This is a genomic window from Acidobacteriota bacterium, assembly GCA_016716905.1.
Classification (GTDB): domain Bacteria; phylum Acidobacteriota; class Vicinamibacteria; order Vicinamibacterales; family SCN-69-37; genus SYFT01.
In genome coordinates this window covers 1-26,227 of the sequence record JADJUS010000015.1, presented here as the reverse complement: position 1 = coordinate 26,227, position 26,227 = coordinate 1, and the positions used below count along the sequence as shown (strand labels likewise).

Below are 26,227 nucleotides of genomic sequence, written 5' to 3'. Positions count from 1 at the left end.
CACCTTTCCGTTGGCTGGCCTACTCAGAGTCGTCGCGCGTCTTTCTCTCGGCATCCTGCTGATCGCTGTGGCGTCGGCGATCCTGCTCATCGCAGACCTGGGCCGCCGCTCGAGCGGGCCCGGCAAGGTGTCGCGCATCGCCATCGTCCAGCACGCCAACACGCCGGTGCTCGACGAGGGCATCGAGGGACTCCTCGACGGGCTGGCGGAACGGGGATTCCGCGACGGTGAGAACATCACCATCCAACGTTTCAACGCGCAGGGCGACATGCCGACGGGTGTGGCGATTGCGCGCCAGGTCACGGCCGGTGACTTCGACCTGGTGGTGACGTCGAGCACACCGTCCATGCAGGCGGTGGCCAACAACAATCGCGAGGGCAAGACCCGCCACGTATTTTTCCTGGTCGCCGATCCCTATGCGTCGGGGATCGGGCTCGACAGGGCCGACCCGCTCAAGCACCCCGCGCATATCGTGGGACAGGGCGTGATGGCGCCCGTGGAGGAGTCGTTCCGGATCGCGAAGGAGTCGCTGCCATCGCTGCAGACCATCGGCGTGGCCTGGAACCCGTCGGAATCCAATTCACTCGTTTTCACCACGAAGGCGCGCGAGGCCACGAAAAAACTGGGCCTGACCCTCGTGGAGGCCAACGTGGACAGCACGTCGGCGGTGCCCGAGGCGATCAATTCACTGGTCTCGCGAGGGGCCCAGGCGATCTGGATCGGTGGCGACAACACCGTGATCGCCGCCGTGGACCTGGTGGCGTCGCTGGCACGCCGGGCGCGCGTGCCCGTCTTCACCATCCTGCCTGGCCGGGCCGACCGCGGCACGCTGTTCGACATCGGCCCCAACTTCTTCGAGTCGGGGCGGCAGGCCGCCTTCCTGGTGGCCGATGTGCTCGAAGGCGCGGACATCTCGAAGATCCCGATTCGCGACGTTCTCGACATCGTCCCGCCGTTTCTGTCGGTGAATACCACGGCGCTCAAAGGCCTGCGTGAGCGATGGGCGTTCGCCGATGCCACTCTGAAACGCGCGACCGTCACGGTTGACGAAGCCGGCGTTCATGGCGCAAAGAAGGCTGCGCCGGCGCCTCGCCAGGTGGCCGCTAAGAAATGGCGCTTGGGGTTTGTTGAGTACAACAACACGCCGGATGTGGAGGAATCGGAAGCCGGTGTGCTGGCAGGTCTGAAAGAAGCCGGGCTTGAGCCTGGGCGCGACTTTGAATACACGGTGCGTAATGCGCAGGGTGATATGGCCACGGTCACGGGACTGATCGACGCCGCCATCGGAGACGGCGCCGACATGCTCGTGACGTTTTCCACGCCCACGCTGCAGGCCGCCATCCAGCGGACAAAGACGATGCCGATCGTCTTCACGTACGTGGCAAATGCGTTTTCGGTGGGCGCCGGTACGACCAATGCCGACCACCTGCCGAATGTGAGCGGCGTCTACATGATGGGAGCGTTCGACAAGATGCTCTCGCTTGTGCGCGAAGTGATGCCGCGCGCGCGCAAGCTGGGAATGGTGTACGTGCCGGCCGAAGTGAACATGGTGCACCAGCGTGACGCCCTGATGGCTGCGGCAGGTCCCATGGGATTTGAGATCAAATCGGTGGCGGCAAACTCAAGCGTCGAGGTCGCAGACGCGGCCATGGCACTCGCCACGAGCGGCATCGACGCCATTTGCCAGGTGGCTGGCAACCTCACGGTGACGGCCTTTCCCGGAATTGCCCAGGCCGCGTCACGGGCGAAGCTGCCGGTGTTCGTATTCCAGTCGGCGCAACTGCGCGCCGGTGGTGTGCTGGCTGTCTCGCGCGACTACCACGGCAGCGGCGTGGAGGCCGGCCGGATCGCGGCCCAGATTATCCGCGGCGCGCGCCCAGCCACCATTCCCTTCGTCGAATACGCGCCGACGAAGTTGATGGTCAACCTCGATGTCGCCCGCAAGATCGGGTTCACCGTGCCGCAGGCGGTCATCCGCCGCGCGGATGAAGTCATCGGCCGCTGACACCGGAGCAGGGGACACGATGCAGATTACAAAAACTCCCGCAGACGGCGCGTTCCTCCTGACCGTCGCTGGCCGCCTCGACGGCTACTGGGCCGACCATCTCGACAATGCGCTTTCTGAAGCGGTGCGCGACGGGCACCATCATCTTCGGGTGGACCTGTCGCAGGTCACGTTCCTCAGCTCCGCCGGAATCGCCGCGCTCATGAAGTTCTACAAACAGCTCAGCCGGATCACGGGCACGTTTGTGGTGGTGAATCCGTCGAGTTCGGTGCGACTCGTGCTTGAGATGACGCGGCTCAGTGCGGTACTCATCGCCCCCGACATACGGTCGGCAGTGACTGTGGCGATGCCCCGGCCGGGTCGGGCCGTGGCAAGGGCGGGCGTGGCCTTCGAGGTGTTCGACCGGCCGGATGCCGCCGGCCTCAGGTGTCGCACACTCGGCGCCGATGCGCCGCTGGGCACGGCGGCGTTCACCGAGAGCGATTGCACCAGCCTCGGCTCGCTTTCTCCCATGTTCGCACTGGGAGTGGGCGCCTTCGGCGAGGGCTTTGCGGACTGTCAGTCCAGATTTGGCGAGATGCTCTCAGTGGCTGGCGCCACCGGCTATCAACCCGCCGATGGCACCAACGTGCCCGACTATCTGCTCGCAACTGGTCCGCTGCCCGACGATGTCCGCGTGTTGTACGGCTTGGCGTGTGAGGGAGAGTTCACGAAACTTGTGCACTTCGAGTCGCAGCAGCCCGGTTCTGCCATCGGCATGATGAGCCTGCTTGAGGGCATCGCCGAAATTGTCGGCACTGAGGCCGTGGGATTTGTCATGGTCGGTGAAGCGGCCGGCCTGGTGGGCGCGGCGCTGCGCCGCTCCCCGGCCCAGCCCCTCGGGGATCAGGACGGTGGAGACTTCTTCAGGCACCCAGGCGTGCGCGGCCGACTGACGTTTACGGCCGAGCGAGCGTTCCTGCGATCAACCACCGTCACTGCTGGGGTGCTGGTCAGGGGTGGAGCGGTGGCGCGAGCCGCCTGTGTGCGTCCCCTTGGCACGGACGGCATGGCCGGACACGTGCACGCGGCGGCGTTTCCCTTCCGGCCACTGCGCAAGGGAGAGATTGACCTGAAGGACACCGTGACGTCGCTCTTCGAGCACGAACAACTCCTGGGCGTCCTGCACCTCCTGCATGACGACCGTGGTCCGGCCGGCGCCGGCGAGAGTGAGTTCATCCGCGGGGCCTGTTGGGCTGGGCCGATTGCGGCTGATTGGCTTGGCGAGGCGAAGGGCTAGCCATGTTGCTCCTGATCGGCGCCGTCACCATTGGACTCATCCTGTCGCTCCTCGCGCTCGGCGTGTTCATCAGCTTCCGCATCTTTTCGTTTCCCGACATTACGGCTGAAGGTTCGGTCACGCTTGGCGCGTCGGTGACGGCTGTCCTCCTTGTGGCGCAAGTGCATCCTGGACTCGCGACGATGGCGGCGTTTGCTGCAGGTGCATTGGCGGGCACGGTGACGGGTGTGATCCACACGCGCTTCGGAATCAATCGGCTGCTCTCGGGCATCCTCGTGATGACGGCGCTCTTCTCCGTGAACCTGCACATCATGGGCAAAAGCAACGTGCCCTTGATGTCGGAACGAACGGTTGCGTCCCTCGCGGAAGGGTGGGGCGTCAGCCTGCTCGGCGCTGACAACGTGAACCTCATCGGCTGGGAAGTGGCCACGCGCGACATTTCGGTGCTCCTGCTCGCGCTGCTCGTGGCGGCGGTCTTCGGACTGGCCCTGTACCTGTTCTTCAGGACGAACCTTGGCACCGCGATGCAGGCGGCCGGTGACAACGATCAGATGATTCGTGCACTGGGTGTGAATGTGAACACCATGATTGTGCTTGGGCTGGCACTTTCGAACGGACTGATTGCATCCGCCGGCTCACTGCTCACGCAGTATCAGGGCTTTGCCGACGTGCAGATGGGCATCGGCATGGTGGTGTGGGGGCTCGCGAGCATCATCATTGGTGAGGCGCTCGTGGGTGTCCGCCAACTCGGCTACGTCATCACCGGCGCCATCATGGGGTCGGTGCTGTTCCGGCTCCTTGTGGCGATCGCGCTCCGGGGCGGATTGAATCCGAATGACTTGAAACTGATCACCGCCGCGTTTGTGTTCGCGGCACTGGTGTTGCCAGGCATGATGCGCAAGATGGGGCAGAAACATGCTTGACGTCCGCCGCATCGTCAAAACCTTCAACCCAGGGACGCCGAACGAAGTACGTGCGCTTCAGGGCGTCGATCTGACAATTGAAGAAGGCTCCTTCGTCATCGTCATCGGCGGCAATGGATCCGGCAAGTCCACATTCCTCAATGCCGTCGCCGGTACGTTCATCGTGGATTCCGGCACACTGTCGATCGACGGCACCGACGTCACGTCGTGGCCCGAGCATCGGCGGGCCTCGATGATCGGCCGGGTGTTTCAGAATCCGTTCAGCGGCACCGCACCCTCGATGACCATCGCAGAAAATCTCGCGCTCGCCGCCCGCCGGGGCAAGAGCCGGGGACTGTCGTGGGCGTTGACCCCGAAGATGCGCGACGAGTTCCGTGACCGCGTACGGCGTCTCAACATGCGCCTGGAGGATCGGCTCGACAACGCGATCGGCAGCCTGTCGGGCGGACAGCGCCAGGCGTTGACGCTGCTGATGGCCACGTGGCTGAAGCCGCGTCTGTTGTTGCTCGACGAGCACACGGCCGCGCTCGATCCCAAAAGCGCCGACCAGGTCATCGCACTCAGCGAGGAGATTGTGGCCCGCGACGGGCTCACCACGCTGATGGTGACTCACTCGATGCAGCAGGCGGCCCATCTCGGTGATCGCCTTGTCATGATGCATCGCGGCGCCGTGCTGCACGACTTCAGAGGTGCCGAGAAGCGCCGCCTCAGAGCCGACGAACTGCTGGCCCGTTTCGAAGACATCCGCCGCGCCGACCAGCTCGACGAATCCGCTGCCGACATGTTGCGGCGTCTCTATGTCTGAGGCGTGGCCGTGAGCACCGATCTGACGCTGACGCTCACAAGCCGGTTGAAGGACATCGAGCGCCTGGCGGCTGCTGTTGAAGCGTTCGGCGTCGAGCACGAGCTCACAGACGAAGTGATGTTCGCAGTCAACCTCTCGCTTGACGAAGTCGTCACCAACGTCATTTCCTACGCATTCTCCGACGCGCAGGAGCACCCAATCGTCGTACGCCTGAGCCTGGATGGGGAGGTGCTGCGTGCCCAAGTGACCGATGGCGGGCAGCCGTTCAACCCCCTCACCGTTCCGACGCCTGACCTTGACGCTCCGGTCGAAGAGCGACGCATCGGCGGACTCGGCCTGCACATCGTTCGCGAGATGATGGACGACCTCGAATATCGCCGCGAAGGGGACAAGAACGTGCTGACGCTCACCAAGCACCTGACCGCAGTGTCCTAGCTTGGGCTGCGGTGCGCCTGGGCGAAGACGTCGGCTTCCGCACCGTCGGCGGTCGCTGATGGGATAGGCTCTCACCCATGCGCCACCTGGCCACCGTGTTTATGGTTGTCCTGACGACATCTGCCTGCGCCGGGCCTGTCGAATACGACGTCCTCATCCGCAACGGGACCATCTACGACGGCAGTGGTGGGGCGCCGGTCACGGGCGATGTGGCGATCAACGGGGACACGGTCGTGGCCGTCGGCGCGATCGGGGACGCCAAGGGCCGGACGGAGATCGACGCAAAGGGACTGGCCGTCGCACCCGGCTTCATCAACATGTTGAGCTGGGCGGGCACGCCGCTGTTGGCCGACGGCCGCTCGCAGAGCGACATTCGTCAGGGTGTGACGCTCGAGGTGTTTGGCGAGGGCACGTCGGGCGGGCCGCTCACCGCTGCGATGAAGACCGAAATCGTCGAGCAGCAAGGCGACATCAAATACGCCATCGAGTGGACGACGCTCAAGGAGTATCTGGACCATCTGGTCGCGAAGGGAGTTTCGACGAACATCGCGTCGTTCATCGGCGCCACCACCGTGAGGACGCACGTGCTTGGCGAGGCGAACCGCGAGCCGACCCCGGCGGAGCTCGATACCATGCGCGGCCTGGTCGCCCAGGCCATGAAGGAAGGAGCGCTGGGCGTTGGGTCGTCTCTGATCTACGCGCCGGCGTTCTACGCGAAGACACCAGAACTCGTCGCACTCGCGCGCGTCGCGGGGGAACACGGCGGCATCTACATCTCGCATATGCGCAGCGAAGGGAATCGACTGCTGGAAGCGGTGGACGAGCTGATCACGATTGCACGCGAAGCGAAGGTGCCGGCCGAGATCTACCACCTTAAGGCCGCAGGCAAAGAGAACTGGACCAAGCTCGATGAGGTGATTCGGAAGGTGGAGTCCGCGAGGGCAGAAGGCCTGGAGATCAGCGCCGACATGTATACCTACACGGCTGGGTCCACTGGGCTGGATGCGGCGATGCCGCCGTGGGTGCAGGAGGGTGGCCACACGGCCTGGACCAACCGACTCAAGGACCCAAAGATCAGGCCACGCGTGCTCCGCGAGATGACCACGCGCACCACGGAGTGGGAGAACTTGTATCTGGCTGCAGGCGCTGAGGGCACGCTACTTGTCGGCTTCAAGAACGAGGCGCTGAAGCCGCTCACCGGCAAGACACTGGCCGAGGTCGCGAAGTCTCGAGGCAAGTCGCCCGAAGACACCGCGATCGATCTGGTGATCGAGGACGGCAGCCGCGTGCAGGTCGTGTACTTCCTGATGTCGGAAGAGAATGTCCGCCGCCAGATGGCGCTGCCCTGGATGAGCTTCAGCTCCGACGCGGGCTCGATGGCGCCCGAAGGTGTCTTTCTGAAGTCGAGCACCCACCCTCGGGCGTACGGCAGCTTCGCCCGCGTCATCGGCCGCTACACCCGCGAGGGCGTGTTCACGCTGCAGGAGGCCGTACGAAAGTTGACCTCACAGCCCGCCAAGGTGCTGCGCATCGAGAAGCGGGGGAGTCTGGCGCCGGGGTACTTCGCGGATGTTGCGGTCTTTGATCCCGCGAAGGTCGAAGACCTCGCGACGTACGAGAAGCCGCACCAGTATTCGACCGGCATGGTCCACGTACTCGTCAACGGCGTGCCCGTCCTGAAAGATGGCGTCCATACCGACGCCACACCCGGGCGCGTCGTTCAGGGCCCCGGCGCAACGAAGCGGTGATCAGAGATCGGAAGGGTCGACGTTCCAGCTTCGCAGGATGGCGGCCTCATCAGCCGCGCTGACGGACTTCTTGAACTTGGCGCCGGAGCGGCCCTTCACGTGGCGTTCGCATTCGGCCCAGGTGGCGTGACGGGTCGGCCGGCCGTCCACCACGCTGACGTATGAATGCGCGGCGACCTTCTCCTTGCGAGGGCCTGCGCTTCGCACCGGTACCGCCGTGTCCGCGGGCACATCGGAAATATCGACGTCGTACCCCAGAAGGGTGCCTGAGTACAGGTTCACCTGGGCGTGCCTTGCAAGGCCATCCGCAATGGCGTCACACCGTTCGTTGCCGGGCGTGCCCACGTGTCCTCGGACATAGTGCCATTCGATAACAGAGGTGCCGCGCGCCTGGACCAGCGCCGACATCACTTCCCACAGATCCCGGTTGAGCACGTCGTTGCCTTCCACGGTCTTCCATCCGCGCCGGCGCCAGGCCCAGATCCACTCGCGGATGCCCTTGATGACGTATGTGGAGTCTGTATACACGTCCAGTGGGCCGCCGACCGACTGCACACGCTCGAGTGCGCTGATCGCCGCCGTCAACTCCATCCGGTTGTTGGTCGTGTGGGGAATCGCACCGCCCAGTTCCGTCACGCGGCCATCCGGCGTCACCACCACCGCGCCCCAGCCGCCTGGTCCAGGGTTCCCTTTCGTGGCGCCATCGCAGAAGATAATCGTGCGGGTTGAAACGTCGGGAACGACAGGCATCAAGCGATTGTAGGAGAGACGTAATGCAGATCACAGACATTCTCGCCCAGATGGGCGGACTTCAGTCGATAGCGCGCGAACTTGGTGTGAGCGAAGCGCAAGTGGCCAGTGGCGCCGACGCCCTCGCGCCCGCCATCCTCGGCGGATTCAAGAAACAGGCGCAGGGGCAGTCGTCTGGCCTCGAAGGCCTGGGCGGATTGCTCAACCAGTTCGGTGGTGGTGGGTTGCTCGACGATGTGCTGGGAGCGCAGCCGACGAATGTGGCGCGCGGCAATGACGTGCTTGGGCAGATCTTCGGATCGAAAGACGTGAGCCGCGCGGTCGCACAGAACGCGGCATCGCAGTCAGGACTCGATCCGTCGCTGCTCAAGAAGATGCTGCCGATGCTCGCGATGCTCGTGGGCGGCTTTATCTCGAAGCAGCAAAGCGGCGGGGGCAGCGTCATGCCGTCTTCGATGGGCGGCGGTCTGGGCGACTTGCTTGGTGGACTGCTGGGCGGAAACGCGTCCGGTGGCGGCGGCCGGAAATCGGGCGGCGGCATTGCGTCAATGCTCGACCTTGACGGCGATGGCAATCCCCTGGACGACATCATGGGGATGCTCGGTAAGCTCCGGGGATAAACACGGAGACGTCAGACCAGGGTTTTCAGCAGCGTCACGGCCGGTGCCACACGGATGCCCTCGGCCGTCTGGTAGTCCTTGGTGCCTTTCGCGTGAATCTGCCACGCATCGCACCCGGGAAACCTGGCTTTCAGATACCGCAACCCGGGGTCCACGGGCGCGTCGTCGAGTTTGCATTCCACCATCAGCACCGGGGTTCGGCCCTCAACCACGACGAAGTCCACCTCGCGACGATCGTGGTCCCGGAAATAGCGAAGGTCAACGTCACGCCCTTCCGTGTCCTGCCGAAAATGCACCCACTTGAGGAGGTGTGAGGCCACCAGGTTCTCGAAGCGGGCACCGGGGGCCTGCACGAGTGTCCAGTCCCAGTGGTAGTGCTTCTGTTCCTTCTTGACCGCACGGATGCGCGGGGCACCGAACGGCGAGAGCCTGAAGATGGCATAGAGGCGTTCGAGGACGTCAAGCCAATTGGCCACCGTCTTGTGTGCCACCTGCAAATCTTCACGAACGGCATTGATCGACAGCGGGGAACCGGTGAGCTCAGGCAGACGCAGCATGAGCAGTTCGAGGTGCCCCAGATCGTGCAGCCGCTCCAGGCCAGCCACGTCCTCGCGGATGAGCCGCGTGCGATAGTCGCGCGACCAGCGCCGGGCCTCCACTTCGGAACTGCTCCAGTACGGTTCGGGAAAACCTCCAAGTGTGAGCAGGTCGCCAAGGTCGCCCTGAGACTTCAGCCGCAGCTCGGCGACCGACAAGGGATGCAGGCGCAGGAGGTGGTAGCGGCCCTGGAGCGAGTCGCCGCCGAATCGATAGAAGTCGAGACGGCCACTTCCCGTGACGAGGATGCGCTGACGCGCCCGTCGCTTGTCGTACAGCCCCTTCAGGTAGTTGCGCCACTGACGGTATTTGTGCAACTCGTCGAAGATCCAGAGCGTGGACGATGGCAACTGCTGCGTGAGAATCCGCTCACGGTCTTCCGCGTCGTCCCAGGTGAGATACCCCGTCTTTCCGCCGGGCAGGGCCCGCGCCATGGTGGTCTTGCCGACCTGTCGTGGGCCGGAAACAAAGACCATCTTCCGGGTGAGATCCTTCTTGACCTGAGGCAACAGGTAGCGCCCGTGGGATGCCATGCGCCAGCGTATGACTATTGTGACTATGTGTCAAAAATACAAGTGAGTAATTTAGACACATGGGCAAATCGTACGGGTGCTTGACCTTCATGGTAACTTTGTTACCACTTTATGCCGACACGCAATCTGGCCCCGCCGCTGGGCGAATTCGAACTGCTGGTGCTGCTGGCGACGATGAGTCTCGGTGAGGCCGCGTATCCGCTGGCGGTGACGCGAAATATCGAGACGAGAACAGGTCGCAAAGTGTCCAGAGCCGCAGTGCTGATCACACTGGGTCGTATGGAAGACAAAGACCTCGTCCGTTCTTCCTACGGCGATCCCACGCCGGAGCGGGGCGGCCGGCCGAAGCGGTTCTTTGAGGTCAAGGCGTCTGGCGTCAAGGCCGTTCAGGAATCACTCGGACGGATCGACACCATGCTCGTCGGCCTCGAGGGCGTGCTCAAGCGGAGGTGAGTGATGACGCCAACTCCAGCCCGCGTCCTCGTCCGGCTCCTGAGCGTGGCCTCGTCGCGCGACGAGGCGACCGCCGCTATTGGTGACGTCCTTGAGGAACTGGCCGAGCGGAATGCGGCTGGTCGCAGACCCCGCCTGCCCGCATTGTGGGTGAACCTGAACGTGTTGCGCGTGATTGGGATCGCGTTGCTGTCAGGCGCCCCTCGTGGATTCCGAACAGCAGGTTTGACGCTCCGCGATGCGATGCGCGCCCTCCGCGCCGGATCCGCTCAGTCAATCTTCATCGTCCTGGTCCTGGCCATTGGTGTGACGGTCGGCACCATCACGTTTTCGGTGGTGGACGCCGTGATCCTTCGGCCGCTCCCCGTTGAACAGCCGGAGCGGCTGGTCACGATTCCTACGTGGGACAATCAATTCAAGGCGCGTATCACGCCGGAGGGGTATTGGCGGCTGCGCGACAATCTGGGGAGTGTCGCGCACCTGACGGCCCGGTTCACGCTCAGCGGCGAGACGCTGAGCATACGAGGCGTGTCCGAACAACAGTCCCTCTACCAGGCGGGCGCCGATATCTTTCCGATGTTGGGCTGGTCACCGGCCATCGGCCGGCTCTGGACCCTGGACGATGAGAACAAGGGAGAGACCGGGGTCGCGGTCCTGGGCCACCGCTTCTGGCGAGAGCGCCTGAACAGCGATTCATCAATTCTTGGCGAGACGGCGTCGGTGGGCAGACACACCTATCGCATCATTGGTGTCCTGTCCGCCGCGAGTGATCGTGATGGACTCGATTTGACGACTGGTGCAATCTGGGTTCCCCACGTGGTGGCCAGGGCCGGTGACGGAAGAGTTGGCGGAATTCTCGCGCGCCTGCGCCCGGGTGTGACGCCTGCCCAGGTTGCCGACGACGTACAGCGCCTGATCGGGACGACGGACTGGCGCCCGGGAAGTGAAGCCGCTGCTCGATCAGTACATCGCGCCATTCAGTCGCTGGATGCTGATGGCGCTTGGTGCGGCCGCCATGGTCGTGCTGATCGCGTGCGTGAATGCGGCCAACCTGATGCTCACGCGATCGGCAGGGCGTTCACAGGAACTGGCGATCCGCGCGTCGCTGGGGGCCTCGCGCCTCCAGATTGCTGCGTCTGTACTGACCGAGGGCCTGCTCCTGTCAGGCGGCGCGACCATGGCGGCGCTGTTGTTGTCGCTGGCCGGCGTACGACTGGCGAAAGTCGCCATCGAAGCCACGCTGCCCAGTATGTTCAGAGCATCAACGATTGCTCTCGATGGGCGAGTGTTTGCGGCGGCGATCGCTACCGCCATTGTGACCGGCGTGCTGGTGTCGCTTGTGCCGGCGTGGCAGACGTCCCGCGCACCGGTGTCGAGCCTGCTCAAGGATGCGGAGGGCGCAACCTCGACAGGTCGTCGCCGCTGGCGCAGTGTGTTCCTGACGGCAGAGGTCGCCACCGTTGCGGTTCTCATGGTGGTGTCGTGGCTCTTTGTGGTCAGCCTCATTCGGGTCGTCGGCACAGACCTGGGGCTTGAGCGCACGAATCTGCTGGCCGTGAGCCCACGCCTGGAGTTCCGGGGGACCGTGGACGAAGTTGAGCAGCGCCTGAGCAGTTTGCCGGGTGTGGTGGGGGTGGCCCGGTCCACAGCGGCATCTTTACCGCTCATCGGCCGCGCGTACAGCGGCGCATGGCACACCACAAAACTGGAACGCGCTGATGGTTTGCCTGCGGTCGGCGCCGACTCGCCGCTCGAGACGCTGCAATATCGCGTGACACCCAACTACTTTGAGGTGGCCGGCGTGGCGTTCCGTCGGGGCGCCACCTGGGCGGCCGGCACCGAGCGAGACGTGCTGCCAATCGTGCTCGACGAGCACATCGCTCGTCAGCTGTTTGGTGACGAGAATCCCGTAGGACGGCAGGTGCGCGCGACCGAGCCGAAAGGGGTGTTTACCGTGACCGGCACGGTCGCCCACGTTTTCGCGCGAGGCGCGGAAGACCCCTATCAACACTCGGCGTACTTCGCGAGCGCCCCGAACGCGAAGCGCGTATTCGCCAGTTTGTTCGTCAGGACGACCGGGCCTGCCGATGCGATGGTGCCCCTGGTGAACGAGGCGCTCAAGTCTCTGGCCCCGACGGCTCTGGAACCGTTCGTGTTCGTGGCTGACGCGGCCGTGCAGCGAATCACCGCAGTGCGGCGATTCAACGGCGGACTGATGGCCCTCTTTGGCATCGTCGGCGTACTCATCGGTGCCGCAGGCGTCTATGCAGTGATGGCGTCGTTCGTCGCACAGCAAACGCGAGAGATTGGTGTGCGGATGGCCCTTGGCGCAACGCCGTCGCGAATCCAGCGCGGTGTCATGGCGCTGGCGTGGCGACACCTGCTGATTGGACTCGCCCTCGGACTGCCCATCGCCTGGTGGCTATCGCGCGGGTTTGCCGCGCTGCTGTTTCAGGTCACGCCGGCCGATCCGTCCGTGTACCTTGGCGTCGCGGCACTCCTCAGCGTGGTAGGCTTCGTGGCGGCATGGATCCCCGCCCGTCGCGCGTCCCGCATCGACCCGATCGTCAGCCTGCGCAAGACTTGATGCCCAGTAAAGCCGTGCTGTTTTGAACAGCCCCGTCGGTCGCGCCCGCCTAAAGTTCGGCATGCCCATCCGGCTGACCGAACGCGGAGGGGGCCATATCCTCGCGTTCGCGCTGTTCATCTCGGTGGCCTGGGCCGGCACCTTCACACCGCCGCCGTCGGCCCGCGCTTGGTCGTCCACTCCGCTTGACGGGGCGGTCGCCGACTGGCCCACCGCGGATGGTGTGGGCGCCACGCACGCTTCGCCTCTGGGCGACATCACTCCCGCACGCGTCCGCGGACTCGAAGTCGCGTGGACGTACCGCACCGGCGATGTAGACGACGGCCATGGTGACACGGCGGGAAGCGCATTCGAAGCAACGCCCGTCATGGTGGACGGCATCCTCTTCATCTCATCTCCGTTCAGCCGCGTCCATGCTATCGACGCCGAAACCGGCACCCGCCTGTGGGTCTTCGACGCACACATCGATCGGGACAATGCCCGGCAGAGCATGACCACTTCGCGCGGCGTCTCGACCTGGCTCGACCGAGTGCGACCATCGACTGAGCCGTGCAGTCGCCGCATCTTCTTCGCCGCCTTCGACGCACGCTTATTCGCGCTCGATGCCCGGACCGGACTGCGCTGCATGGACTTTGGCGCGGCCGGTGAAATTGATCTGGGTGGAGGTGTGGCGTTGATCGAAGGCAAGCGCCACATCTATAAACAGACGGCGCCGCCGACCGTGGTGGGTGACGTAGTCGTGGTCGGCTCGTCCATCTTCGACAGCCAGTTCGCGGACTCGCCGAGCGGACTGGTCCGCGGCTTTGATGCGCGTACGGGAAAGCTGCTGTGGAAGTGGGAGCCGCTCTCCACGCTGCCAGGGGAAAGAATCGGCGAGGCCGTTGTCGCCACGGGTGCTGCGAACGCGTGGGCGACGCTCGTGGCTGATGAGGCCCGCGATCTGGTGTTTGTGCCCACCGGCAGCGCCAGTCCCGATCACTGGGGCGGGTTTCGGCCCGGCAACAATTTGTACGCGAACTCGCTCGTCGCCCTGCGGGGCTCAACGGGCGAAAAAGTCTGGCACTTCCAGGTGGTGCACCACGACCTCTGGGACTACGACCTGCCCACACCCCCCGCACTCATTACCGTGACGCGCAACGGCGTGGCGGTGCCGGCCGTGGCACAGGCGACCAAGACGGGGCACATCTTCGTCCTGCATCGCGAAACGGGAGAACCCCTGTTCCCGGTAGTTGAACGGGCGGTGCCGGCCAGTGACGTGCCTGGAGAGATGGCATCGCCCACGCAGCCATTCCCGGTGCTGCCGCGTTCGCTCGCGCCGCAGTCATTCGGCCCGCTCGACGCGTGGGGCCTGACGCCCATCGATCGGGCGGCGTGCCGCTCGACGCTGGCAGGCCTGCGGTCCGAGGGTGTTTACACACCACCGAGCCTGCGCGGCAGCGTGGTGGTGCCAGGATTCCTTGGCGGCATGGAATGGGGCGGCGTGGCGTTTGACCAGGCAAGCGGCGTGCTCTTCGCCAACACCAACAATGTGCCGATGGTGACCACCCTGATCCCGGTGGCCGATGCGGGCGCGTCGGTGGTGGACCCCAACGCGAAGATGTCGGTGGCGCGGCAGGCGCCGGCTCCGTACGTGGTCAAACGCGAGCCTCTCGTGTCTCCACTCGGGATTCCGTGCATTGCGCCGCCGTGGGGCATGCTGCACGCAGTCGATCTTCAGACTGGCGCGGTGCGGTGGGAGACGCCACTCGGCGGACTCCGCGACATCACCGGGTTTCCCACACCGAAGGCCTGGGGATCCCCGAATCTCGGGGGGCCGCTCGTCACGGGCGGCGTGGTGTTCATCGCCGGCGCGCTTGATTCCCGTTTTCGCGCCTTCGACCTCACTACGGGCCAGTTGTTGTGGGAGCGTGACCTTCCGGCGTCGGCGCAAGCCACGCCCATGACCTATCGCGTGCGCCACGGCGGCCGCCAGCTCGTGGTCATTGCCGCCGGCGGACATGCGGGGCTGGGTTCCACCCTCGGCGACTACGTGGTGGCCTTTGCGCTGCCCAAGGTCGCCCCGCGCGCCGTGCGCCCTTCGCTCCGCCGACTCCCTTGACTCCGGTCGGCGGATCGCCCAGTCTTCTGCGGATGTCTCACTCCACTTCGGGTCTTTCGCGCCTTGCCGTACTGATCTTCCCGGTATTCATCGCCGCCGTCGGGCTGGCTTCTGTGTCCGGACAGGTGTCCTCGTCGGGTGATCCTGACGGCGTGGCGAAAGGCCTGCATCAGTTGTTCATGCACGACGTGTGCACTGGTGAGCACCTGCCGCAGCCCGACACGTGCATTCACGCACAACTCATCGAGAAACCAGTCACGATCGGCAGCAAGGCGGGCAGCGTCTACGACGTGCGCCTGCGGATCCGCGGCCTGTTTGAACCGACAACGATTCTGGGAGGCGAGACACCGGACGCCGCGCATCCGTACTATCAAGTCGGAGGCGCGATCCGTCAGAAAGACTGGTCCGCCTGGCACATCGACGTGTCAGAGCCGAAGCAGACGTACTGGCTGAATCACTACCCGAAGGTGAGCCACACGATCTACAAGGAAGACTTCGAGGCCACCATTCCGATGGCGGCCGGCGCCACTGTCACGGTGCGCGTTGTGGATGGCAACAACCGGCAGATGGACAATGCCGAACCCGATCGCGCCGATCGCATGCAGATCATCGCGGGTGTCACCGACAAGCCACTGGACGGCCAGATGCTGCGGCTGGATGTGGTGAAGGTCGGTCCTCGGAGGCCGGGTCTTTAGACCCGGCGACAATCCTCGGCCTTGAGGAACAGGCCGAGCTACGTAATGGCCCGAGACCAGTCCGTACGTAGCTCGGCCTGTTCCTCAAGGCCGAGGGCGTTACTTGAACGTGACGTGCAAGTAGACCGAGTGCCGGCTGTAGGTTTCGTAGAACGGTTTGAACGCCACGCCGGCAATCGAGAAGCGGAGCGTGGCGGGGTCGCCCGTAATTGACCGGCTGATGTCGGTGGCGTCGAGCACCACCGGGCGCCAGTCGGTGCGCGCAGCGGGCTCTTCAGCAGCCAGCAGGACCGGGCCGTAGAGCAAGCTGGCCACGTTGGGCTGATCGGGCACGTGGTCCAGGTGGAACCCGAAGGGCATCCGTACCTCGATCGTGTCGCCGTCGCGCCACGTGCGCGCGAGCGTCAGGTAGCCGCCTGCGGCGGCCTTCACCGCCTCGTCGCGGCCGTTGATCGTCACGAAAACACCGCGCGTGGCCCATGCGGGCACCCGCACTTTGACGTCAAACCGCCCCGACCCCTTGATGACCAGTTTCGTGGTGTCGGCGTTGGGGAAGTCGGTGACTTGCTGCACGGTCACCTTACGCTCGGTCCAGGTCAGTGTGGACGGGATGAAGAGGTTCACGTAGAGCGCCGAGTTGTTGGCGCTCCTGAAGTAGATCGTGTCCTGCAGTTTGGTGTGGCTTTCGAGCGCCGTCCCGTTGCAGCACGTGAAGCCGGTCATGTCCGCGTTGCCGAACCGCTTCTGCGCGCCCGGGTTGAGCGGCACGTGATACGTGTTGCCGGCGTCCTGCTCAGCCACCGAGGCCAGGATGTGGTTGTAGAGCGCGCGCTCGTAGTGGTCCATGTACTTCGCGGTCTGGTCGTACATGAAGAGCTGCCGATCGAGTTTCAGCAGGTTGTAGGAGGCGCAGGTCTCGTTCTGACCGCCTGACGCGAAACCATTCTCCCAGAGGGTGTTTGGCTGCACGGGGAAACACTCGGCGTTGTTCGGATTGCGCGCGCCGGCCACGCCACCAATGCTGTAGGTGTAACCGCTGTTGACGATCTCCCAGAAGTTGGACGCGATCATGTAATACGGCAGTTCCTTCGTGTTGCGGAACGTCTCGAGTGCGCCCGTGATCTGTGGAATGTGCTGGTTGGCGTGTCTGCCGCGGATGGTATCCACGCCCTTGGCCAGACCGTGATCGCGGTTCGCGTTGCCATAGAAGAAGTTGATGTTGTCGAACAACTTCGCCGTGTCCAGGAAGCGCCGTTCGCCGGTGAGTCGGAACAGGCGGGCCATCGCTTCGTTCATGCCGCCGTATTCGCCGGCAATGTACCGGTTCCACATGCTGATGCGCGTCTCGGTCGGCAGCGCACTCAGTCGCGTCTGCACCCAGCCGCCCATGCCACGTGCAATTTCAAGCGCCTTCTTGTTGCCGGCCACTTCGTAGGTGTCGAGCAGGCCCGCGAGGATCTTGTGCAGCGTGTAGTAGGGCGCCCAGATCTGGCTGTCCTGTGTGCCGTAGGTGGCGCCGCGCTCGAGCATGATGAACTGGTCGGGCGGATACGCGCTGATGAAGCCCGTGCCCCAGTTCCAGTAGTCGGTGCGAACGGCGCCGGCCCTGAGGTTTGAATCGTAGCTCGCTCGGCCGGGGCCAACCGGAACCGCTGTCGGATCGGCCACTGACGGCCCGCCCGCCTGTGCCGGCCGGCCCGACTTGTGCGACAAGTCGTAGAGCGTGTCCACCAGATAGTTCATCTTCGTCAGGAACTTTGCCTGCAGCGCCGGGTCATACCCGGTGCTGGCATAGGCCTGTGCGATGGCTGTCAGGTAGTGACCGCTTGCATGCCCGCGCAACCGCGTGGTCTGGTTGTCCCAACCTTCAAGCTGCCGCGTGCCCGCCGGTTGCGGCTGCCCAAACGCTTCTCTGAAGTTGTAAAGAAACGCGTCAGGGTTGGTCGCCGCCAGCGTGCGCAGGAACTTGTCGCGATTCTTGATGAACGGCGTGTCGCGCCCCTGTGTGTCGCGATCGAGCACCACCTGGTTGAGCGGGAACGCCTCCACCAGCCGGTCTGGCGGCGTGGTGGTGCCGACTGGTACTTTGATGATGACCGTGGCCTTCGGCTCAAAGCGAGTGCCCGGCACCAGGCCGCTCACGGTGTACGTGCCCACCTTCAGCACTGCGGCATTGTCGGTGGGTGAGGGCCAGATCACACGCGCCTCACCGGCAACACCGCCCGCATACGTGGCGGGGATGGACGCCGGCAGTCGCGGCAACGTACCGACGACCGTTTCCACAGTGATGTCCGGAACCACAGTCAGCCTCCCGGCAAATGGAGATTCCTTCGGGATGTTGGCGGTGGAGATCTGCGGCGCCGCGCCGCGGCCGCGGCCACCGCCACCTTGCGCGGTCTGCGTCGCCGCCAGCGCGTTGCGCCGGATCGTGGCAATGGGTTCATCACCCAGCGCGATGCGATAGAGACGCACGTCGCGGAGCCGTCCATGGAGCGTGGCCGCATTGTCGTCCTGCGTTCGCCCAAGGAACAGGCGGTTGGTCGACAGCGCCTGTGGAACCAACTGCTCCGGGGTGACCGCAACTCCCGTGGCCTGGCCCGCACGTACGCCATCCAGGTACGTCGTCAACACTTTGGTGGCCGGGTCAAGGACCACCGCGAAGTGAATCCACTGGTTCTCCACCACCGGCTTCGGCGGAGCCTCACCCTGTGTCTTGCCGCCCACCACCGCTGAGGCGCGGAATCCCTGGGCATCAACCACCGCGAACAGCCGCGTGTCGATGTTCTGGCCAAAATCAAAAACAGGCCCTGTCGCACGAGTGGGCAGGTAGAGCCAGCCCACCACCGCGATGGCATCCTCGCCTTCCAGTGCCTCCGACGGCAGTTGCACGTGGCTGCCGGCGCCGGTCAGGAGCAGGACGCGTCGCCCACCATCATCAACGAACACCGCACCGGTACCACGCATGGTCGCATGCAGTTGGTTCCTCGATGAGTCTTCGGTGTTGCCGTTGAACACGTACCGGGCCACCAGGCTGGTCTCACCGATGCCGTCGAGAAACTGGTCGCCGCCCTGGCCAGCGGCCTGCCCGGTCAGGGCTCCCTGTTGGGCAACAACGGCCGCGATCGTCGAGACGGCCAGAAAGAGCGGAAGCAGGACGCGGGTCATGGGGGAGATTATAAGCGCCCCGACGCAGGCGGAGCGCCATGATAGGCTCCGCTGGCGTGACGCGAGCCTTCCTGTGGTTATGGCCCCTCGCCTTCGCTTTTGCCTCATCCCTGTGGGTGGGGTACCTCGCCGCAACAAATCCTGACCGTCTTCTCGGCTTCGTGCCAGACGATGCGTTTTATTACTTTGGTGTTGCAGAACATATTCGCGATGGATGGTGGTTTTCGTTCGACGGCCTCACGCGGACGAACGGTTTTCATCCGCTTTGGGCCATGGTCATCACACCCGTGCTGGCCGTGTCGGGGCACACGTTCGTGTACGTCCTCATCGCCGGCGCGATCCTGACGGCGTTGGCGATTGCCGTGCTGGCGCGCTGCGTGGAGCACCTGTGGGATGCCCGCGTGGCGGTGGCCTTCAGCGTCCTGATGGCGCTCAATCCCATCGTGTTGACGCACGCGGTGAACGGCCTCGAAACAGGCCTGCTGATGTTCACCACAAGTCTTTTGTTGTGGCAGGGATTTGTACGGGGTGTCGGCTCGTCACCTGATGCGATCCGCCTCGGTGTCATCACCGCCGCCGTATGCCTGAGCCGAACAGACGCCGCGTTTTTGGCCGTGCTCGTCTGGGTGGCCATTCTGATCCGGCATCGTGGTGAGCCTCTGGCCACGCTTCGACTCCTGGTACGAGCCGGTGTGGTGGCCGCACTCATCATGGCCCCCTGGTTCATCTACAACGTCGTCGTGTTCGGCAGTGTGATGCAGGACTCGGGCCGGGCGTTTGTCGTGATGGAGCAGCGCTACCACGCGTTTCACGGGTCTCTGGATGTGCTGGCGACACGGCCCGCGGCCGTACTCGCGGCGAGTCTCGGGACGCTGGGCGACCGGCTCGGGCTGGTCAATCAGTTGGGACTGGCGATCGCGGGTGTCCTTGGCGCAATCGCGTACTGGCGGCACGGCGTGACGCTGGTGCGCGCAGCGTTTGTCGCGACCCTCCTGGCCTACGGGGCGGCGGTGCTGCTGGGAGGCGCGTGGCGGCTGGTGATTCGCGAATGGTACCTGGCGCCAATCATCGCGCTGGCAATGCTGTTGGTGGCGCTGGTCGTGACGCTGCTGCCTCGCCGGTCCATGGCCTTCGCGGCGGCAGTGTTCATCGGCCTCGGCCTTTCGTTCCAGGCACGTGACGTGCTGGCTCGCGGACCGTGGCCAGACCAGGCTGCCGAACCTGCCCGCATCCGTGTAGTGGCGGCGAGCCTTCCTCCTGACGCGGTGGTGGGCAACTCCGATGCGGGCATGTGGGGCTGGTTTGCCCCCTTCACGACCGTCAATCTCGACGGGCTGGCCAACTCCGAGGTGTTACCGGCCATCGAACAGGGCCGGATGCTCGACTACGTTCGCGATCGCGGCATGAACGGTTTCTTCTTCGGCCGCACCTGGTGGAAGCAGCCGTGGCTGATGGGACCGGGCAGCGGCTTGCTCTACGAAGACGTGACGATGCCGGGCCAGGACCCGGCGGGCCGCCGATTCACGATGTCGCGACTGCTCGCACACAATGCGGAGGTCGTGGCCCGGTTCGCTCGCGAGTCGATCGATACCACCGATGCGGACTTTGCGCGGTGGCTGGGTGCGGGGTGGGCGGCGCCGCCGGCGCCAGGGCCGGCCGAGGTCTGGTCGACTGCCGCTTCGTCAGACCTTCATCTGCCGGTGCCCACGGATCGGGACACCGACGTCACGCTGTGGCTCAACGCCATTGCGAGCCCGGAACGCCGCACGCGTATCCGAGTGTCGGTGGATGGCAAGCCGACCGGTGAGATCGAGGTGTTGAATGCGGCCGCGCATCAGCCCTTCACCGTGACGGTTCCGCGGTCGGGTGGTCTGCTCGCTTCAATCAGGCTCGAGTACGACCAGACGTGGAAGCCGAGCGCTCTGGGGCAGTCAGCCGACTCACGTGATCTTGCGGTCAGCATTGTTCGCATCACGACGGCGCCGGTCGGCCTGCGATAGAATTCAAGGATGTCAAACGACTCAAAATGCCCCGTAACGGGCGATGCGCGCCGACACACGGCCGGAGCCTCGGCAAATGCCACCTGGTGGCCGAATCAACTCAATCTGCACATCCTGCATCAGCATTCCTCGCTGTCCAACCCGATGGGAGAGGCGTTTGACTACGCCGCTGAGTTCCAGAGCCTGGATCTGGATGCGCTGGTCAAGGATCTGCATGCTCTGATGACAGACTCGCAGGACTGGTGGCCCGCCGACTACGGCCACTACGGACCGTTTTTCATTCGGATGGCGTGGCACAGCGCGGGGACGTATCGTGTGGGCGATGGCCGCGGTGGCGCCGGTTCAGGCACGCAGCGCTTTGCGCCCCTCAACAGCTGGCCCGACAACGGCAACCTCGACAAGGCGCGCCGCCTGCTGTGGCCCCTCAAGCAGAAGTACGGCAGGAAGATCTCCTGGGCGGACCTGATGGTGTTGGCCGGCAATGTCGCGCTGGATTCGATGGGCTTCAAGCCGTTCGGCTTCGCCGGCGGTCGTGCCGATGTGTGGGAGCCCGAAGAAGACATCTTCTGGGGCCCCGAAGGTAAGTGGCTGGCGGACGAACGCTACAGTGGCGATCGCGATCTGTCGAACCCGCTGGCCGCCGTGCAGATGGGATTGATTTACGTGAATCCCGAAGGACCCAATGGCAATCCGGATCCGATTGCCTCGGCCCGGGATATCCGCGAGACGTTCAAGCGCATGGCGATGAACGACGAAGAGACGGTGGCCCTTGTCGCCGGTGGGCACACATTCGGCAAGGCCCATGGCGCGGGCGACCCGGCCCTGGTGGGACCGGAACCCGAAGGGGCGCCCATCGAGGAGCAGGGCCTGGGCTGGAAGAACAAGTTGGGCAGTGGGAGTGGCGTGCACACAACCACCAGCGGCATTGAAGGCGCCTGGACGCCGACGCCCATCACCTGGGACAACAGCTACTTCGAGACGCTGTTCAAGTACGAGTGGCAACTGACGAAGAGCCCAGCGGGCGCCCAGCAGTGGACGCCGAAGGGCGCGGTCGCCGCGAACACCGTGCCTGATGCGCACGACCCCGCGATCCGGCACGCTCCCATGATGACCACCGCAGACATGGCGCTCAGAATGGATCCGGCCTACGAGAAGATTTCGCGCCGCTTCTTCGAGCACCCGCAGGAGTTCGCAGACGCCTTTGCGCGTGCATGGTTCAAGCTGACGCATCGCGACATGGGGCCCACCACGCGGTATCTCGGCACGCTGGTGCCCAAAGAGAGCCTGCTGTGGCAGGACCCGATTCCGGCGGTGGACCATCCGCTCGTCGGCGCGCAGGACATCGCGGCGTTGAAGGCGAAGGTTCTCGCGTCGGGGCTGACGGTTTCGCAGCTGGTCTCGACCGCGTGGGCGTCGGCCTCGACCTTCCGCGGCAGCGACAAGCGCGGGGGCGCGAATGGCGCGCGCATCCGTCTGGCGCCGCAGAAATCTTGGGAAGTGAATCAGCCGGCGCAGTTGGGGAAGGTGCTGGATGTCCTCGAACGGATCCAGCAGGAATTTAATGCTGCGCAGTCTGGTGGCAAGAAAGTCTCGCTCGCGGATCTGATCGTACTCGGTGGCAGCGCCGCCGTGGAGAAGGCAGCCAGCGATGCTGGACACCAGGTGACGGTGCCCTTTACGCCGGGGCGCATGGACGCATCGCAGGACCAAACCGACGTGGAAGCCTTTGCGCCACTCGAACCGGCGTCTGACGGCTTCCGAAACTACATCCGGAAGGCCCATGGCATGTCGGCCGAGGAGCAGTTGGTGGACAAGGCCCAGTTGCTCACACTGACCGCGCCCGAGATGACCGCGCTTGTCGGCGGTCTGCGCGTGCTGGATGTGAACGTGGGGCAGTCCAGACACGGGGTGTTCACGGCGCGGCCTGGTGCGCTGACCAACGACTTCTTCGTCAACCTGCTCGACATGAAAACGATCTGGGAGCCTGCGGCGGATCTGGCCGGCGTCTACCAGGGCCGCGATCGCGCGACCGGCAAGGTGACGTGGACCGGTACGCGTGCCGACCTGGTCTTTGGTTCCAACTCGGTGCTGAGAGCGCTTGCCGAGGTGTATGCGTGTGACGACGCGAAGGATACGTTTGTGCGTGACTTCGTGGCGGCCTGGACCAAGGTGATGAACCTTGATCGGTACGACGTGGCCTGAACAAGGGAGCCAGGCGATGCAGAAGGCAGAATTTGACAGACTTCGCCTGAACCTTTCGGTTCAGGCGAAGAACGGGATTGACTTCATCACTTCTGCAACCGTTGTCTGGCTGTGCATCGCCTATATCTGGAGCTGGTCGTCTACGGCGTACAACAAGAGCGTCTTCACGTTCATTGTCGGCAGCATCACCATTCCATTGGCGTTTGCGCTGTCCAAGGTCTACAAGACGAACTGGAAGGTGGCCAATAACCCGCTTGAGCCGCTGGGGCTCTGGCTCAACTTTGCGCAGCTGTTCTACTTTCCGTTCCTCGTGTTTGTCATGCTGAAAGACCCCGACTACTTCGTGATGACCTACGCGATCATCACGGGGGCGCATTTCTTTCCGTACGCGTGGTACTACAAATCACTGCCGTTTGCCATCATGGCCGGTGTCATTTCTGTCGGCGCGATGGCGATGGGGATGGTGTTGCCGCCCGACAAGATGTTCCAGCTCCCGCTGATGATGGCGGTCGCACTCGCCGTGCTGGCGTCGTTGCTGCACCAGTCCTACAAGACGAACGAGCGGGCACTGCAGCGCATGAGCGCGCGCGGAGACAACGCACCCTCGTGATTCGATACCGCTTCAGCGAGTTCACGCTCTCGCCTCAGCGGCGTCTGATCGTTCGCGATGGACGTGAAGTGCCGCTGATCCCCCGGTACTTTGATCTTCTGGTGCTACTGATCGAACGGCGTCACGAGGCAGTGCATCGCCGCGAGATCTTTGAACGCGTCTGGACGGATGCCAACGTCTCGGACAGCGCGCTCAGCCAGGCCGTCCGCACCATCCGCCGCACGTTGGGCGACGACCCAAGCGAGCCCCGCTTCATCCGCACCGTTTCACGCCACGGCTACCAGTTTGTCCTGGACGTGATTGAAGAGGAGGACGCTGCGCCCCCGAACGAGGCCGCACTGGGCGTCGCCGAGGCCGCGCTGGGCGCCACGGCCACGCTCGACGCTCAGGTGGCGCACCCGCACTGGATTGGCGGAGCGACGGGTGGCGGGCTGGCCGGCCTCGCGGCCGGTGGTCTTGGTGGCCTGATCCTCGCGGCCGCCCCCGGCAGCGCAGCCACGATCGCGATTGCACCCGTCCTCGCGGTGATCGGCGGCGTGTGCGGAGCGTTGGGTGGCGGCGGCGTCGGAGCGGGTCTGGCACTGGCCGAACCCCATGCGCGGGCGCAGCGTGTCTGGGCGTGCACGGCTGGCGCTGCACTGGGGAGGCGGAATCGCCGGAGTCGCGGTCCAGTGGATAGCGCGCTGGGGCTTGCCGCTCTGGTCGGCGTGGACGTCGAAGTTGGTGGTGGGCTTGAGGGCGTCGTGATTGGGGAGCCGCGGGGATGAAGAGTCGCGCTCGCGACCGTCCGCCGCCTGCGCTCGGCCCTCCTGACCGGCGTCCTCTGTGGACTGGCTGGCCTCGCGTTGACGCTTGCGGGATCTCCTCTCGTGGGCGGCACCATCCATGCGATTGCCGACGCGGTGGAAGGGTCTCGCGCCACGCTGGCACCATTGGGGGAGGCTGATCGGCGAGCCGGACTTCGGCCCCGTGTCGCGGGCCATCCTCGCCTTCGGCGAAGCCGCCACCTTTGGCCTCGGCCTCGCCTGCGGCCTCAGACGTCGCGAGTGACCGCCGGACTCCAGGACCCAGGACCCAGGACCCCGACCATCTCACCCCCATCTCACGTAATGCTCACGGCCTGCTGACGGCATTCGAGCCGCCACAGGCGTCTCTTACAGCATGAACACGACAGGCGTTCTTGGCGGGCTGCTTGAAATCGGGTTGCAACAGCCGCTGCACGTCCGCGAGGAGCGCTTGTCCACGCGTCACGACGCATGCCGGCTGCTGTATGTCAGCGACATTCATCTCAGGAATGGGCGCACGGATCGGCTGTGCGGGCAGGTCGTGGAGGCGGCGCAGCGCTCCGGGCCGGATCTGGTGTTGCTGGGTGGCGACACGGTGGATCGTTCGACCGAGCTCGGGTCTCTCGCCGACTCTTGTGCGCAGGCTGGGCGAGGTGGCGCCGATGCTTTGCGATCGGCGGCCGCGACCGCCGCGTCGGCATGGACCGCGTCTGCGATGCGGTGGTGCGTGGCGGGGCAGTGGATCACGACACCAATGCACGGGTGGCGCATGGCAGGCGTGATCGCGATTGCCGGACCCGAAGGCGCGCCACCTGCCGAAGCGGACGTGCTGCCCTCTGCGCACACAACCCGCGGATCTGGAAACATTCCCGGCACGAAGGTTACGACCTCGTCTGGCTGGAGCACCTGCATGGATTCCGGGTAGTGGGCGGCGTCTATCGCGATCGCCTCTTTCCCGGGGCGCTCTTTACCCCTATTGCTACCTGAGCCATCAGCGTGGTTCGAGCAGGCTTGTGGTCAGTCGCGGTGTCAGTGACCTGCTGCCGATCCGCTGGATGTGTCCTCGCGAAGTGGTGCTCTGTCATGTCTGACGCCGGACCAGTGCGAGCCACCGTGGTATCCGTGGCATGCCTCCTTCGGAGCCTGCCGCTGTTCTGCGCGCTTCGCCACGGACGCCGCTGCGCATGCTGGGCATTGTGGCGTTCGACACGCTCCATGTCCTTCGCCATTCGCGGCCCCTGCTCGCGGAGAATCACCGAGCTTGCGATGTTCACGGATTTTGAAGGATGTGCCAATGCGGTGTGGGACCGGAAGGCCCCGCCATTTCCGAATGCGGGCCACCCGGCGATGGCTGGCACGCGCGGGCTGGATGTGTGCGTTCAGCAATACCTGCATCGCCTTCGAGCCCTCGAAACAGCGCGGCCGGCCGTCGGTGGCGACCGACGGTGTTTCGACGCCGTTCGTTCATGCGGGAGGAGTGGCGCGACTGGCACTGGCCACGGCTGCCGCGATGGCGTTGAACCCTGACGGCCGTGAACAGGACCGCGGCGAGGCCACCGACGCCGACGTGGACACACTCTTCCGGATTCTGATGCAGTGTCAGGTCATCGACGACGTGCTGGACTATGCGGAAGATGCCTCCGCGGGCTTACCGAGTTTTCTGACCGCCTCGGCGTCTCTTTCGCAGGCGCTGGACCTGACGGCCGACGCGGCGCGCGCCTATGCGGAGGGCTCAGGGCGAACCCGTAAAGTGTTTTCCCGCTCCGTCTGGCGTTGTGGGGCTTCACCGTGGCGGCCACACGTATCCTTCGACTGGCCGGTCGACGCCATCGGTATGCGCGACAGGTGGCCCATCGGTGATGGAACGCCCGCAACAAACCGCCGGCCGGCTGATGAATCGTGTGCGGGTCAACGACGTACTGCAGCCGTGCGGGATG

At 64.7% G+C, this 26,227-nt stretch carries 21 protein-coding genes; 18 read left to right on the top strand and 3 right to left on the bottom strand.

Features of this window, described 5'->3' with window-relative positions; genetic code table 11:
• The first annotated feature begins 10 nt into the window (after positions 1-10).
• The 6 genes from IPL75_14995 (at position 11) to IPL75_14970 (ending at position 7,195) form a co-directional block, all read left to right on the top strand.
• A complete protein-coding gene (locus IPL75_14995) occupies positions 11-2,005 on the top strand; it encodes an ABC transporter substrate-binding protein (GenBank protein ID MBK9241530.1) in 1,995 nt (664 codons plus the stop codon).
• A 19-nt stretch (positions 2,006-2,024) separates the two neighbouring features.
• On the top strand, positions 2,025-3,284 hold the full coding sequence (locus IPL75_14990) for an STAS domain-containing protein (GenBank protein MBK9241529.1): 1,260 nt from the start codon (positions 2,025-2,027) through the stop codon (positions 3,282-3,284).
• Between the two features lie 2 nt (positions 3,285-3,286).
• The gene (locus IPL75_14985) at positions 3,287-4,207 is read left to right on the top strand and encodes an ABC transporter permease (protein ID MBK9241528.1); all 921 of its coding nucleotides are present in this window, start codon (positions 3,287-3,289) and stop codon (positions 4,205-4,207) included.
• Complete coding sequence (locus IPL75_14980; protein ID MBK9241527.1) at positions 4,200-5,012, top strand: ATP-binding cassette domain-containing protein; 813 nt, start codon at positions 4,200-4,202, stop codon at positions 5,010-5,012. Before IPL75_14985 ends, IPL75_14980 begins: the two co-directional genes overlap by 8 nt.
• A gap of 9 nt (positions 5,013-5,021) precedes the next feature.
• Positions 5,022-5,447, top strand: a complete 426-nt coding sequence (locus tag IPL75_14975) for an ATP-binding protein (protein ID MBK9241526.1) — start codon at positions 5,022-5,024, stop codon at positions 5,445-5,447.
• Between the two features lie 77 nt (positions 5,448-5,524).
• Positions 5,525-7,195, top strand: coding sequence for a D-aminoacylase (locus IPL75_14970; protein ID MBK9241525.1), 1,671 nt, complete (start codon positions 5,525-5,527; stop codon positions 7,193-7,195).
• Here the strand turns inward: IPL75_14970 and IPL75_14965 are convergent, their stop codons facing one another.
• Positions 7,196-7,945 (bottom strand): viroplasmin family protein, encoded by a 750-nt coding sequence (locus IPL75_14965; protein MBK9241524.1) that lies wholly within the window; start codon positions 7,943-7,945, stop codon positions 7,196-7,198.
• Between the two features lie 23 nt (positions 7,946-7,968).
• Between IPL75_14965 and IPL75_14960 the strand changes: the two genes are divergently transcribed.
• Complete coding sequence (locus tag IPL75_14960) at positions 7,969-8,565, top strand: DUF937 domain-containing protein (protein MBK9241523.1); 597 nt, start codon at positions 7,969-7,971, stop codon at positions 8,563-8,565.
• A gap of 11 nt (positions 8,566-8,576) precedes the next feature.
• Here the strand turns inward: IPL75_14960 and IPL75_14955 are convergent, their stop codons facing one another.
• Positions 8,577-9,695 carry an ATP-binding protein gene (locus IPL75_14955; GenBank protein ID MBK9241522.1) on the bottom strand — a complete coding sequence of 373 codons (1,119 nt, stop codon included), beginning with the start codon at positions 9,693-9,695 and terminating at the stop codon, positions 8,577-8,579.
• Positions 9,696-9,806: 111 nt separating this feature from the next.
• Here IPL75_14955 and IPL75_14950 point away from each other — a divergent pair, with 111 nt between their 5' ends.
• The 4 genes from IPL75_14950 to IPL75_14935 all read left to right on the top strand — a co-directional run bounded on the left by IPL75_14950 (position 9,807) and on the right by IPL75_14935 (position 15,528).
• A complete protein-coding gene (locus IPL75_14950; GenBank protein MBK9241521.1) occupies positions 9,807-10,148 on the top strand; it encodes a PadR family transcriptional regulator in 342 nt (113 codons plus the stop codon).
• A 1,015-nt stretch (positions 10,149-11,163) separates the two neighbouring features.
• Entirely contained in the window at positions 11,164-12,735 is a 1,572-nt protein-coding gene (locus IPL75_14945) for an FtsX-like permease family protein (GenBank protein MBK9241520.1), read from the top strand.
• Between the two features lie 61 nt (positions 12,736-12,796).
• Positions 12,797-14,833 (top strand): pyrroloquinoline quinone-dependent dehydrogenase, encoded by a 2,037-nt coding sequence (locus IPL75_14940; protein MBK9241519.1) that lies wholly within the window; start codon positions 12,797-12,799, stop codon positions 14,831-14,833.
• 32 nt (positions 14,834-14,865) lie between these two features.
• On the top strand, positions 14,866-15,528 hold the full coding sequence (locus IPL75_14935) for a hypothetical protein (protein ID MBK9241518.1): 663 nt from the start codon (positions 14,866-14,868) through the stop codon (positions 15,526-15,528).
• 99 nt (positions 15,529-15,627) lie between these two features.
• On the opposite strand, the gene IPL75_14930 is transcribed toward IPL75_14935, so the two are convergent.
• Complete coding sequence (locus tag IPL75_14930) at positions 15,628-18,693, bottom strand: glycoside hydrolase family 127 protein (GenBank protein MBK9241517.1); 3,066 nt, start codon at positions 18,691-18,693, stop codon at positions 15,628-15,630.
• 56 nt (positions 18,694-18,749) lie between these two features.
• On the opposite strand from IPL75_14930, the gene IPL75_14925 reads away from it, so the two are divergent.
• The 7 genes from IPL75_14925 to IPL75_14895 form a co-directional block, all read left to right on the top strand.
• Positions 18,750-20,693 (top strand): glycosyltransferase family 39 protein, encoded by a 1,944-nt coding sequence (locus IPL75_14925; protein MBK9241516.1) that lies wholly within the window; start codon positions 18,750-18,752, stop codon positions 20,691-20,693.
• A 9-nt stretch (positions 20,694-20,702) separates the two neighbouring features.
• Positions 20,703-22,895: a catalase/peroxidase HPI gene (gene katG / locus IPL75_14920; GenBank protein MBK9241515.1), complete on the top strand. Its 2,193-nt coding sequence runs from the start codon at positions 20,703-20,705 to the stop codon at positions 22,893-22,895.
• Positions 22,896-22,911: 16 nt separating this feature from the next.
• Positions 22,912-23,505: a hypothetical protein gene (locus IPL75_14915; protein MBK9241514.1), complete on the top strand. Its 594-nt coding sequence runs from the start codon at positions 22,912-22,914 to the stop codon at positions 23,503-23,505.
• The gene (locus tag IPL75_14910) at positions 23,502-24,272 is read left to right on the top strand and encodes a transcriptional regulator (GenBank protein ID MBK9241513.1); all 771 of its coding nucleotides are present in this window, start codon (positions 23,502-23,504) and stop codon (positions 24,270-24,272) included. Before IPL75_14915 ends, IPL75_14910 begins: the two co-directional genes overlap by 4 nt.
• A gap of 118 nt (positions 24,273-24,390) precedes the next feature.
• Positions 24,391-24,555 (top strand): hypothetical protein, encoded by a 165-nt coding sequence (locus IPL75_14905; protein MBK9241512.1) that lies wholly within the window; start codon positions 24,391-24,393, stop codon positions 24,553-24,555.
• 111 nt (positions 24,556-24,666) lie between these two features.
• Positions 24,667-25,215, top strand: coding sequence for a hypothetical protein (locus IPL75_14900; protein ID MBK9241511.1), 549 nt, complete (start codon positions 24,667-24,669; stop codon positions 25,213-25,215).
• A gap of 405 nt (positions 25,216-25,620) precedes the next feature.
• A partial coding sequence (locus IPL75_14895; protein MBK9241510.1) for a hypothetical protein occupies positions 25,621-26,227 on the top strand: 607 nt, incomplete at its 3' end.

Coding starts and splice junctions, on each gene's coding strand:
- IPL75_14930 (MBK9241517.1), bottom strand. CDS start 18,693: ATGACCCGCGTCCTGCTTCCGCTCTTTCTGGCCGTCTCGACGATCGCG.
- IPL75_14970 (MBK9241525.1), top strand. CDS start 5,525: ATGCGCCACCTGGCCACCGTGTTTATGGTTGTCCTGACGACATCTGCC.
- IPL75_14900 (MBK9241511.1), top strand. CDS start 24,667: ATGAACACGACAGGCGTTCTTGGCGGGCTGCTTGAAATCGGGTTGCAA.
- IPL75_14935 (MBK9241518.1), top strand. CDS start 14,866: ATGTCTCACTCCACTTCGGGTCTTTCGCGCCTTGCCGTACTGATCTTC.
- IPL75_14965 (MBK9241524.1), bottom strand. CDS start 7,945: ATGCCTGTCGTTCCCGACGTTTCAACCCGCACGATTATCTTCTGCGAT.
- IPL75_14960 (MBK9241523.1), top strand. CDS start 7,969: ATGCAGATCACAGACATTCTCGCCCAGATGGGCGGACTTCAGTCGATA.
- IPL75_14945 (MBK9241520.1), top strand. CDS start 11,164: ATGGTCGTGCTGATCGCGTGCGTGAATGCGGCCAACCTGATGCTCACG.
- IPL75_14940 (MBK9241519.1), top strand. CDS start 12,797: ATGCCCATCCGGCTGACCGAACGCGGAGGGGGCCATATCCTCGCGTTC.
- IPL75_14990 (MBK9241529.1), top strand. CDS start 2,025: ATGCAGATTACAAAAACTCCCGCAGACGGCGCGTTCCTCCTGACCGTC.
- katG (MBK9241515.1), top strand. CDS start 20,703: ATGTCAAACGACTCAAAATGCCCCGTAACGGGCGATGCGCGCCGACAC.
- IPL75_14955 (MBK9241522.1), bottom strand. CDS start 9,695: ATGGCATCCCACGGGCGCTACCTGTTGCCTCAGGTCAAGAAGGATCTC.
- IPL75_14950 (MBK9241521.1), top strand. CDS start 9,807: ATGCCGACACGCAATCTGGCCCCGCCGCTGGGCGAATTCGAACTGCTG.
- IPL75_14980 (MBK9241527.1), top strand. CDS start 4,200: ATGCTTGACGTCCGCCGCATCGTCAAAACCTTCAACCCAGGGACGCCG.
- IPL75_14905 (MBK9241512.1), top strand. CDS start 24,391: ATGCGATTGCCGACGCGGTGGAAGGGTCTCGCGCCACGCTGGCACCAT.
- IPL75_14915 (MBK9241514.1), top strand. CDS start 22,912: ATGCAGAAGGCAGAATTTGACAGACTTCGCCTGAACCTTTCGGTTCAG.
- IPL75_14985 (MBK9241528.1), top strand. CDS start 3,287: ATGTTGCTCCTGATCGGCGCCGTCACCATTGGACTCATCCTGTCGCTC.